Genomic DNA, 11,086 nt, shown 5'->3' with positions numbered 1-11,086 from the left:
AGATGCGGCCCGGGATGCCCCCCGGCGCCCGCCCGATGGCCGGCATGCCGCCCGGCGCCCCCGCCGGCTTCCGCCCCGGCCCCGGCATGCCGCCGCCCGCCGCGCGCCCCTCGCCCACGCCGGTCCCGCAGCCGGCCGCGCCGGCCGCCCGGCGCGATCCGTTCGGCTTCGGCGTCCAGGGTCCGCAGGTCGGGACCGGCGGCCCGCAGCGCGCGGTGAACGCGCCGCCCCCGGCGCCCGCGCCCGAGACCGACTGGAGCGATCTCGACCTCGGCGGCGAGCCCGCCGCGCCGAGGCCGGCGCCCGCGCTCGAGCTGGACGCCCCGCGCGCCGCGCCCGCGCCCGTGGAGCTGCCCGGCGCGCCGGACGAGGCGCCGGAGCTCGCGCCCATGCACGCGTTCGTACCCCCCGCCGCCTCCACCGGCCACGCGCCGGCGCCGGCGGCCGCTGCGGCCGACGGCGGGGAGGCGGCGCTGCGCGAGGCCATCGGCAAGGCGTCGCGCGAGGTCATCGAGCGGGTGGTCTGGGAGGTGGTCCCCGAGCTCGCGGAGACGATCATCCGCGAGAACCTCGACCGCCTCGTCAAGCAGCGCCAGGGCTGAGCCGCCGCGGCGGCGCCGCCCGTTCCCAACGCATGCCGCGCCGAGGCCGCGCGCCCGATCGCCGGGCGGCCGCGGTCCGCGCAGGCCCGGAGACGACGTGTCGAACCCGAATCCCATCGAGAACGAGAACCGCACCGAGCTCGCCAAGGGCTACGAGCACCGCGAGGTCGAGGCCCGCTGGTATCCCTTCTGGCAGGAGCGCGGCTACTTCCACGGCGACGAGCACGACCGCACCCGCCCGCCGTTCTCCATCGTGCTGCCGCCGCCCAACGTGACCGGCTCGCTGCACCTCGGGCACGCGCTCACCGCCACGCTGCAGGACGTGCTCATCCGCTGGAAGCGGATGAGCGGCTTCAACACGCTCTGGCTCCCCGGGACCGATCACGCGGGCATCGCCACGCAGATGATCGTCGAGAAGGAGCTGAAGAAGACCGAGAAGAAGAGCCGGCACGACCTGGGGCGCGAGGCGTTCCTGGAGCGCGTCTGGGCCTGGAAGGAGCAGTACGGGTCGCGCATCGGCGAGCAGCACAAGGCGCTGGGCGCCTCGCTCGACTGGCAGCGCGAGCGCTTCACCATGGACGAGGGGCTCTCCCGGGCGGTGCGCGAGGTGTTCGTGCGCCTGCACGAGGAGGGGCTCATCTACCGGGAGAAGAAGCTCATCAACTGGTGCCCGGACTGCCGCACCGCGCTCTCCGACCTGGAGGTCGAGCACGAGGAGGCGCACCAGGGCGAGCTGTGGAGCTTCGCGTACCCGCTCGCCGACGGCTCGGGCGAGATCGTGGTGGCGACCACCCGGCCCGAGACGATGCTCGGCGACACCGCGGTGGCGGTCCACCCGCTCGACGCGCGCTACATGGCGCTCCACGGCAAGAAGGTCCGCCACCCCATCACCGGGCGCACCTTCCCCATCGTCGCCGACGCCATCCTGGTGGACCCGAAGTTCGGCACCGGCGCGGTGAAGGTCACCCCGGCGCACGACTTCAACGACTTCGAGGTGGGCAAGCGCCACGGCCTCGAGATGATCACGGTCATCGGCCCGGACGGCCGCATGACCGCCGAGGCCGGCCCGCTCGCCGGGCTGGATCGCTTCGAGGCGCGCAAGGAGGTGAAGCGCCTCCTCGCCGAGCAGGGGCTGGACCGCGGCGCGAAGCCGCACGTCCTGCCGCTCGGCCGCTGCCAGCGCAGCGCCACGATCCTCGAGCCGCTGCTCTCGGACCAGTGGTACGTGCGCATCGAGCCGCTGGCCCGGCCCGCCATCGAGGCGGTGGAGCAGGGGAAGACCCGCTTCATCCCGGAGCAGTGGACGAACACGTACATGGCGTGGATGCGCAACATCCACGACTGGTGCATCAGCCGGCAGCTGTGGTGGGGCCACCAGATCCCGGCCTGGTACTGCCCCGACGGCCACGTCACGGTGGCGCGCGAGACGCCGGAGGCCTGCTCGACCTGCGGCAAGCGCGAGCTGCGCCAGGACGAGGACGTGCTCGACACCTGGTTCTCGTCCGGCCTGTGGCCGTTCTCCACCATGGGCTGGCCGGAGCGGACCGACACGCTGCGGACCTTCTACCCGACCTCCGTCATGGAGACCGGGCACGACATCATCTTCTTCTGGGTGGCCCGGATGATGATGATGGGCCTCCACTTCATGGGCGAGGTGCCTTTCCGGACCGTGTACCTGCACCCGATGGTGCGCGACGAGAAGGGCCAGAAGATGTCGAAGACGAAGGGGAACGTCATCGACCCCCTCGTCATCACCGAGCAGTACGGCGCCGACGCGCTCCGCTTCACGCTGGCGGCGCTCACCGCGCAGGGGCGCGACATCAAGCTCGCGAAGGAGCGCATCGAGGGCTACCGCGCCTTCGCCAACAAGCTCTGGAACGCGAGCCGCTTCGCGCTCATGAACCTGGCCGGCTACGAGGAGCGCGGGGACGACCCGGCCCGCGCCGCGCGCACGCCGGCCGACCGCTGGATCCTGGCCCGGCTGCAGCGCGCGGTGAACGAGACGGTGGAGGCGCTCGAGGCGTTCCGGTTCAACGACGCCGCGAACGCCGTGTACGCGTTCGTCTGGCACGAGCTGTGCGACTGGTACATCGAGCTGTCCAAGGAGGCGCTCGCCTCCGAGGACGCCGAGGCGCGGCGGGCCGTCCAGGCCGTGCTGGTGCACTGCCTCCAGACGTCCTACCGCCTGCTCCACCCGTTCATGCCGTTCATCACCGAGGAGCTGTGGCACGTGCTCCGCGCGCAGGTCGGCGCGAGCGCGTGGGCCGACTCGGTCCTGGTCGCCGAATACCCCCGAAAGGGCGAGGCGGACGAGGCGGCAGAGGCCGCTTTCCGCCCGGTTCTCGGGATCATCGACGCGGTGCGCAACATCCGCGGCGAGATGGGCATCCCGTGGAAGGTGAAGCTGGGCGCGCAGGCGCCGGTGGAGATCGCGGTGGCGGACCCCGCGGTCCGCGACCTGCTGCAGGCCGGCGAGCTGGCCCGGGTGCACCGGGTGGCCGGGGTCGAGGGCTCGCACCTCGTGGTCGCGGCCGCGACCGCCCCGGCGCCGCAGTCGGCGGTGGGGGTGGGCCCCGGGTTCGAGGTGCGCGTCCCGCTCGCCGGGGTCATCGACCTGGCGGCCGAGACCGCCCGCGTGGACAAGGAGATCGGGAAGGTCGATCAGGACCTCGCCGTCCTCGAGCGGAAGCTCCAGAACCCGTCCTTCGTGCAGAACGCGCCGGCGGCGGTGGTCGAGAAGGACCGTGCCCGGGCGGAGGAGCTTCGCGAAAAAAGAGGCAAGCTCGAGGCGCATCGTGCGATGCTTTCGGGATCGGAGGCGAATTCCGCCAGGAGGGACACCATGGAGATCCAGAACGAGCAGAAGCCGACGCAGGACGCGCCCGCTGCCCCGTCGCAGCAGGCGCAGGAGAACCCGGTCGTCGAGAGCGCCGAGAAGGCCGTCGCCGCGGTGAGCGAGGCCGCGCAGCAGGCCGCGACCGCGGTCGCGTCGGGCATCGAGAAGGTGGCGGCGGTGGTCCGCAAGACGGTTCGCCGCTCCGTGAAGAAGGCCGCCGCGAAGCGCGCCGCCATGAAGAAGAAGGTCGCGAAGAAGGTCGCCGCGAAGAAGCCGGCCGCCAAGAAGAAGGTCGCGAAGAAGGCGCCCGCGAAGAAGGTCGCGCGGAAGCCGGCGCCGAAGAAGGTCGCGAAGAAGACGGCCAAGAAGAAGGCCGGGAAGCGGAAGTAGGCGGCGGCGCGCGGATGCCCCGGCTCTCCGCCCACGCCGAGCGCCTCCTCGACCTGGCGCTCGAGGAGGACCTCCTCCTCGGCGACGCGACGAGCGAGGCGACCATCGACGCCTCGGCGACCGGGGAGGGCCGGTTCCTCGCGAAGGAGGACCTGGTCCTCGCCGGCACCGCGGTGGCGGTGCGGGTGTTCGAGCGGCTCGGGGCATCCTGCACGTTCGACCGCGCCGACGGCGCGCGCGCCGCGCGCGGCGAGCTCGTCGGCACCGCGCGCGGCACGGTGCGCGCGCTGCTCGCCGCCGAGCGCACCGCGCTGAACTTCCTCCAGCGGCTCTCCGGCGTGGCGACCGCCACCCGCCGCTGCGCCGACGCGCTGGCCGCGGGCGGCGGCCGCACCCGCCTGCTCGACACGCGCAAGACCACGCCGGGCTGGCGCATGCTGGAGAAGGCCGCGGTGCGCGCCGGCGGCGGCAAGAACCACCGCTTCAGCCTGGGCGACGGCGTCCTCATCAAGGACAACCACGTCGCGGCCTGCGGCGGCGTCGCCGAGGCGGTCCGGCGCGCCCGCGCCTCGGCCGGCGCGATGCTTCGGGTCGAGGTCGAGGTCGAGGACCTGCCCGGGCTGGACGAGGCCATCGCGGCCGGCGCCGACCTGGTGCTGCTCGACAACATGGACGACGCGGCCATGGCCGAGGCGGTCCGCCGCGCGGCCGGCCGCGTGCTGCTCGAGGCCAGCGGCAACATGACGCTGGAGCGGCTCCCGCGCGTGGCCGCGACCGGGGTGGACTTCGTGTCCATGGGGGCGGTCACGCACAGCGCGCGGGCCGTGGACCTCGCGTTCGACCTGGCCTGACCCGCGCCTGCCCGGGCGCGCCATTTGACAGGCCGTCGCCGGCCCCGGAAGATCGCGGGACCATGGCGACCGAGCCGTCCGACTCCGCCGAGCTGGTGCTCGCGTTCCTGGCCGAGGCCGGGGACGAGGTCGTGTCCGGCGAGGCCATCTCCGACAAGCTCGGCCTGACCCGCGCCGCGGTGTGGAAGCACGTGAACGCGCTGCGGGCCCGCGGGTACCGCATCGACGCGGTGCCGGCGCGCGGCTACCGGCTGGCCGAGGTGCCGGACCGGCTCACCGCGCTGGAGCTGCGGCCGCTGCTCAACACCCACGACCTCGGCCAGGTGCTCCACGCCTACGAGGAGCTCGCCTCGACGAACGACCGCGCCCGGGAGCTGGCCGAGGAGGGCGCCGTGCACGGCGAGGTGGTGATCGCCGAGCGGCAGACCGCCGGGCGAGGGCGGCGCGGCCGCGCCTGGATCTCGCCGCCGCGCAAGAACCTCTACTTCTCCGTGGTGCTCCGGCCCGACCTGCCCACGGCGCGCGCCCCGGAGGTCACGCTGGTGGCCTCGCTCGCCGTCTGCGACGCGCTCCGGCAGGCCGGGGTGGACGCCGGCATCAAGTGGCCGAACGACGTGCTCGCCGGCGGGCGCAAGATCGCCGGGATCCTCACCGAGCTGGCGGCCGAGCCGGATCGCGTCCACTGGATCGTCGTGGGCGTGGGCGTGAACGTGAACGCCGGGGCCGACGACTTCCCCGACGACCTGCGCGGCGAGGCCACCAGCGTGCTCCTGGAGCGCGGCGAGCCCGCCCCGCGCGCGCTGTTCGCGGCCGCCTGCCTGACCGCGCTCGAGGGCTGGCTGGACGTGCACGAGGAGCGGGGCTTCGCGCCCATCCGCGAGGCCTGGCGCGAGCGCTCGGTGACGCTGGGACGCGAGGTGCGGGTGCGGGTGGACGAGGGCGAGCTGGCCGGCACCGCCGAGGACATCGACGAGGCCGGGGCCCTGCTGGTCCGGACGGCGAGCGGGCTGGAGCGGGTGCTCGCGGGCGACGTCCGGCTGCTGCGGCCCCGCTGACCCGTGCGGCGGCGCGCGCCCGCGCCGGCCGCGGAATTGACCCCAGACAGGCCCGGAAGCTAGGCTCCCGCCCGTGCTCCTCGCCATCGACGTCGGCAACACCAACACCACCCTGGGCGCCTACGAGGGCGCCGTGCTCCGCAAGCACTGGCGCGTGGAGACGAGCCACACCCGCACCTACGACGAGTACGGGATCCTGCTGCGCCAGCTGTTCGCCTCGGCCGGCCTCGAGCCGGCGCGGGTCTCGTCGGTGGTGATCGCGAGCGTGGTCCCGCCGCTCGCCTTCACCCTCGAGCAGATGTGCGTCCGGTACTTCGACCGGAAGCCCATGTTCGTGGGCCCGGGGATGAAGACCGGGATGCCCATCCTCTACGAGAACCCGCGGGAGGTGGGCGCGGACCGGGTGGTGAACGCGGTGGCCGCGTTCGAGCGCTGGCGCTGCGCGCTGGTGGTGGTGGACTTCGGCACCGCCACCACCTTCGACGTCATCTCCGCGAAGGGCGAGTACCTGGGCGGCGCCATCTGCCCCGGGATCGGGATCTCCATGGACGCGCTGGCCCGCAGCGCCTCCAAGCTTCCGCGGGTGGAGTTCGCGAAGCCGCCGTCCGTCATCGGCAAGAACACCGTCGCCTCGATCCAGGCCGGCCTGGTGTACGGGTACGTCGGGATGGTGGACGGGATCTGCGCCCAGATCGCGGCCGAGCTGGCCACGCCGCCCAAGGTGGTGGCGACCGGCGGGCTCGCGCCGCTCATCGCCGGCGTCTCGCGCAGCATCACCGAGGTGGACGAGCACCTCACGCTGGAGGGGCTGCGCATCCTCCACGAGCGCAACCGGTGACCGGCCCGTCCACCTCATCCCCGGCGCCCGGCGCCGCCGCCCCGGCGCGGAGCCTCCTCGACGAGGGCCTCGCCGCGTTCACCGCGCGCGACCTGGGCGCGGCGCACGCCGCGTTCGAGCGCGCGCACCGCCGGGACCCGCGCGACGCGCGCGCCATGTCCTGGTACGGCGTGACGCTGGTGCTCGTCGAGAAGAACTCGAACCTGGGCGTCACGCTGTGCGACCAGGCGCTGCGCGCCACCGGCCCGGAGCCGGAGCTCCTGCTCAACCAGGCCCGCGTGCACCTCGCGCTCAACCAGCGCGAGCGGGCGGTGCGCGCCATCCTGCGCGGGCTCGAGCTGTGGCCGCGCGACGCGAGCCTCTGCATGGCCCGCGACACCATCGGCATCCGCCGCCCGCCGGTGATCGGCTTCCTCTCGCGCAACAACCCGCTGAACCGCTTCCTCGGCCGGATCCGGCACAAGTGGCAGCGGCGGCACACGCCGCTCTACGAGATGTCGCCGCTCGCGCTGGGCTTCCCGCCCGCGCCGCCCGAGGCCCCGCCGCCGCCCGCGCCGGTCCCGCTGGAGGTGGAGGCGGCGCCCCCCGCGGCGGAGCCTGCCGCGGACCCCACCCCATCCGACGCGCCCGCCGCCGAGCAGGCCGAGCCCGCCGCGTCCGGCACTGCCGCGCCCGCCGAGCCCGGTGCGGCCGAGGCCGCACCGGCAGCCCCCGCGCCCACCGCGGAGGCCGCCGGCGCGCCCGCCGCGCCGCCGGAGCCGGACGAGCCTCGAGAGGTCGAACGCTGATGCCGGACTGTCCGCTCCCGCTGGAGACCCTGCCGAAGCCGCTGCAGAAGCACGCCGACCCGAAGGCCCCGCTGCCGCTCCGCACCATGGGCGCGAAGGGGCTCGTCCCGGCGGTGGCCGCCGCGGATCTGGCCACGCTCCTGTTCATGCTGGCGCACGACCCCGAGGCCGCGGTGCGCGACACGGCGGCGAAGACCGCCGAGGGGCTGCCCGAGAAGATCTGGAGCGTGGCGCTGCGCTCGGACGAGGTGCCCGGCGCGGTGCTGGACTGGATGGCCGACCGGCTGTCGCAGCGGGAGGGCGCGCTCGAGCTGGTGCTGCTCAACCCGGCCACGCTGGACGGGACGGTGGCCCGCCTCGCCGCGATCGTGCCGCAGCGGCTCGCCGAGATCGTCCGGCAGAACGAGCTGCGCCTGCTCCGGCACGAGCCCATCGTGCGCGCGCTCTGCGCGAACCCGGGCGTGCTGGCGTCCACCCTGGACGGCGCCTGCGACTTCTGCGTGCGCAACGGGCTCACGCTGCTCGACGTGCCGCAGATGGTCGAGGCGCACAAGCGCGTCCACGGCGTCGACCCCACCGTGAAGCCGCCCGAGCCGGGCGAGACCGCCGCCCAGCTGATGGCCGAGTACGCGGACGAGCTGGCGCGCGACGGCGCCGGCGAGGGCGCGCCGCCCGCGGCGGAGACCGAGGAGCAGTCCACCCGCAAGCTGAACATCACGCAGCGGGTGATGCGCATGAGCGTGTCGGAGAAGATCAAGCTCGCCACGCTCGGCAACAAGGAGGCCCGCACCCTGCTCCTGCGCGACGCGAACAAGCTGGTGTGCATGGCGGCGGTCACCAGCCCCCGCATCACCGACGGCGAGATCCTCTCGCTGGCCAACTCGCGCACCGTGAGCGCCGACGTGCTGCGCCACATCTACGGCACCCGCGAGTACCTGAAGACCTACGCCATCAAGATCTCGCTCGTGAAGAACCCGAAGGTCCCGCTGCCCACCGCGCTCAAGATGCTCACCACGCTCCAGGAGAAGGACATCAAGGAGCTGGCCCGCGACCGGAACGTGCCGCAGACGATCCAGGCGCAGGCCAAGGCGTGGATGATGAAGAAGGAGCAGGCGGCGCGCGGGCCGGTGGGCGGGAAGCACTAGTGGCCGGGACCCCCGAGGCGGCGGGCGCGGCGCCGGTCCGCGTCGGGCGCGCGGTGTGGCTGTCCGCCGCCACCATGTCCTCGCGGGTGCTGGGCCTGGTCCGCGACCAGCTCTTCGCGATCCTGATCGGCGCGAACCGGTTCTCCGACGCGTTCGTGGTCGCGTTCCGGATCCCCAACCTGCTCCGCGACCTGTTCGCCGAGGGCGCGCTCTCCTCGGCGTTCGTGCCCGCGTTCGCCGACGCCCACCGCAACCGCGGCCGCGAGGCGGCCTACCGGCTCGCGAACACGGTGGTGGCGCTGGTGCTGCTGGTGGTGGGGAGCATCACGCTGCTCGGGATCGCCTTCGCCGGCCCGCTCGTCGCGCTCATGGCGCCGGGCTACACCGCCGACCAGGCGGCGCTGGCGGCGTACCTCACCCGGATCATGATGCCGTTCCTGCTCCTCGTCTCGCTCTCCGCGGTGGCGATGGGCATGCTGAACGCGCAGGGGCGCTTCACCGCGCCGGCGGTGGCCCCCGCGCTGTTCAACGTGGGCGCCATCGCGGTCGGGGTCGGGCTGTGGCTGGCCGGGCTCCCGCCGGAGCGGGCGGTGGTGGGCTGGTCCATCGGCACGCTGCTCGGCGGCGCGCTCCAGCTCGCGGCGCAGCTCCCGTCGGTCCGCGCGGTGGGCTACCGCGCCCGGCCGGCGCTCGCCGGCGGCGCGCTGGCCGACCCCGGGGTCCGCCGCATCTTCCGGCTGATGGGGGCCGCGGTGGTGGGGCTCTCCGCCACCCAGGTGAACATCCTCGTCAACACCATCTTCGCCTCGCATCAGGAGGGCGCGAACACCTGGCTGCAGATGGCGTTCCGCCTCATGCAGCTCCCGCTGGGCGTGTTCGGCGTGGCCATCGCCACCGTGGCCGGCGCCGGCGTGGCGCAGCGGGCGGCGGCCCGCGACATGGGCGCGGTGCAGGACACGCTCGGCTCGGCGCTGCGGCTGGTCGCGTTCCTGAACGTGCCCTCGGCGGTGGGGCTGGCGGTGCTGGCCCGGCCCATCATCTCCGTCATCTACGAGCACGGGCGCTTCGGCGCGGCCGACACCGACGCCACCGCCGCGGCGCTGGTGTGCTACGCGGCCGGGCTCTACGCCTACTCCGCGGTGAAGGTGCTCGCGCCGGCGTTCTACGCGCTCGACCGCGCCCGCGTGCCGGTGGTGGGCAGCGTGCTCGGCATGGCGTCGAACGTGGTCCTCAACCTCGCGCTCTACCCCGTGCTCGGGTACCGGGGCGTGGCGCTCGGGACCTCGCTCGCGGCGCTCGCGAACTTCGCGGTGCTGCTGTTCTCCTGGCGGCGCCGCCACGGCCGGCTGGGCGGGGAGGGGCTCGTCCGCCAGCTCGGCAAGGTGCTGCTCGCGTCGGCGGTGCTGGCCGCGGTCGCCTGGGCCGCCGAGCGCGGGCTCGCCGGCCTGCTCGGCGGCCGCGCCGGCGTCCCGGCGCAGCTCGCCCTCGCGTTCGGCCCCATCGCCGCGGGCGGGCTCGCCTACCTCGCGGCGGCGCGCGCGCTGCGCATCGCCGAGCTCGACGAGCTCCTCGCCGGGCTGCGCCGGCGCCGCGCGCGCCGGGCCTGATCCGCCGCCTCCCCGGGGTTTGGCCGCGCGTGCGCGCGCGGCCTACCTTGCGGCGAGGGCGATCCGGCGAGGGAGACCATGGAAAACGGCGGCAGGGGCGGGGAAGGCACGATGGACGAGGTGCGCCACCGGGCGGAGGAGCTGGCCGAGGGCATGCAGGAGCAGCTCGAGGGGCTCCGCGGCTACGCCGAGGACGCGGGCGAGTGGATCCGCGGCTTCGCGCGCGAGCGGCCCATCGCGGCCGTCGCCATCGCCGTCGGGCTCGGGTTCCTGGCCGGCCGGCTGCTCTCGCGGACCTGAGCGGAGGGGCGATGGAGCGCGAGCGGGGGGCGGGCGGGCTGGAGGCGGGCGAGCTGGGCGACGTGGCCGACGCGCTGCGCGAGCTCGGCGACGAGGCGCGCGAGTCGGTGGCGCGGCTCGCCGAGGAGCTGGAGCTGGAGCGCCGCATGGCGGAGTCGCCCATGGTGGTGCTGGGCGTGGCGGCGGCGGCCGGGCTGGTGCTGGGCGGCGGGCTGTGGCCGCTGCTGCGGCCCATGGCGCGGATGGCGGCGCGCGCCGCGCTCTCGCCGACGAACCTGCTCGCGCTCGGCGCGGCCGTGGGCGCGATGCGCGCGGCGCGGGCGCGCGAGGCGACGTCCGGCGCCGGCGCGGGCCCGGAGGGCTCCACGCCCTCGACGCATTGATCGCGCGCAGGCGCCGACCGCACCCGGAGGTCGCACGCGCGCTCCGCGTCGACGCGGGAATCGGTCCCCTGCGTCGCAGCGCGTCCTCCACGTTGGGGCGCCGGGTTGACCTGCGCCCGCCGTGCGCGCAACTTGGACTCCTCTTCTCCGGGCCGGGGTCAGTGACATGATGGACGTGACGCGCGGGGCACGCGGCGAGCTCGTCATCCGGATCGAGGGCACGTTCGATCGCCAGGCCGCGAGCCACCCGGAGAGGCGGCTCGCGGCCTGGCGATCGAACGTGCCCTCGAT

The 11,086-nt window shown here is 74.7% G+C and carries 9 protein-coding genes and 1 pseudogene; all 10 read left to right on the top strand.

Features of this window, described 5'->3' with window-relative positions; genetic code table 11:
* Positions 1 to 602: pseudogene (locus PSR1_RS24220) on the top strand (response regulator); the annotation flags it as partial.
* Between the two features lie 97 nt (positions 603 to 699).
* Positions 700 to 3,828 carry a valine--tRNA ligase gene (locus PSR1_RS16855; RefSeq protein ID WP_059438625.1) on the top strand — a complete coding sequence of 1,043 codons (3,129 nt, stop codon included), beginning with the start codon at positions 700 to 702 and terminating at the stop codon, positions 3,826 to 3,828.
* A gap of 14 nt (positions 3,829 to 3,842) precedes the next feature.
* Positions 3,843 to 4,679, top strand: coding sequence for a carboxylating nicotinate-nucleotide diphosphorylase (gene nadC, locus PSR1_RS16850; RefSeq protein WP_011421441.1), 837 nt, complete (start codon positions 3,843 to 3,845; stop codon positions 4,677 to 4,679).
* A 62-nt stretch (positions 4,680 to 4,741) separates the two neighbouring features.
* Entirely contained in the window at positions 4,742 to 5,734 is a 993-nt protein-coding gene (locus PSR1_RS16845; RefSeq protein ID WP_059438624.1) for a biotin--[acetyl-CoA-carboxylase] ligase, read from the top strand.
* Positions 5,735 to 5,807: 73 nt separating this feature from the next.
* Positions 5,808 to 6,572 carry a type III pantothenate kinase gene (locus PSR1_RS16840; protein ID WP_059438623.1) on the top strand — a complete coding sequence of 255 codons (765 nt, stop codon included), beginning with the start codon at positions 5,808 to 5,810 and terminating at the stop codon, positions 6,570 to 6,572.
* On the top strand, positions 6,569 to 7,360 hold the full coding sequence (locus PSR1_RS16835) for a hypothetical protein (RefSeq protein ID WP_059438622.1): 792 nt from the start codon (positions 6,569 to 6,571) through the stop codon (positions 7,358 to 7,360). Before PSR1_RS16840 ends, PSR1_RS16835 begins: the two co-directional genes overlap by 4 nt.
* A complete protein-coding gene (locus PSR1_RS16830) occupies positions 7,360 to 8,505 on the top strand; it encodes a hypothetical protein (RefSeq protein WP_059438621.1) in 1,146 nt (381 codons plus the stop codon). The genes PSR1_RS16835 and PSR1_RS16830 overlap by 1 nt, the downstream gene beginning before the upstream one ends.
* Positions 8,505 to 10,112, top strand: a complete 1,608-nt coding sequence (gene murJ, locus PSR1_RS16825) for a murein biosynthesis integral membrane protein MurJ (RefSeq protein WP_059438620.1) — start codon at positions 8,505 to 8,507, stop codon at positions 10,110 to 10,112. Before PSR1_RS16830 ends, murJ begins: the two co-directional genes overlap by 1 nt.
* A 111-nt stretch (positions 10,113 to 10,223) precedes the next feature.
* Positions 10,224 to 10,412, top strand: coding sequence for a hypothetical protein (locus tag PSR1_RS16820; RefSeq protein ID WP_237758079.1), 189 nt, complete (start codon positions 10,224 to 10,226; stop codon positions 10,410 to 10,412).
* A gap of 11 nt (positions 10,413 to 10,423) precedes the next feature.
* A complete protein-coding gene (locus PSR1_RS16815; RefSeq protein ID WP_059438618.1) occupies positions 10,424 to 10,795 on the top strand; it encodes a hypothetical protein in 372 nt (123 codons plus the stop codon).
* Positions 10,796 to 11,086 lie beyond the last annotated feature (291 nt).

It is taken from the genome of Anaeromyxobacter sp. PSR-1, assembly GCF_000964525.1.
GTDB lineage: Bacteria > Myxococcota > Myxococcia > Myxococcales > Anaeromyxobacteraceae > Anaeromyxobacter.
Note: the sequence above shows the minus strand (reverse complement) of the source record. Positions and strands in the feature narration are given on the sequence as shown.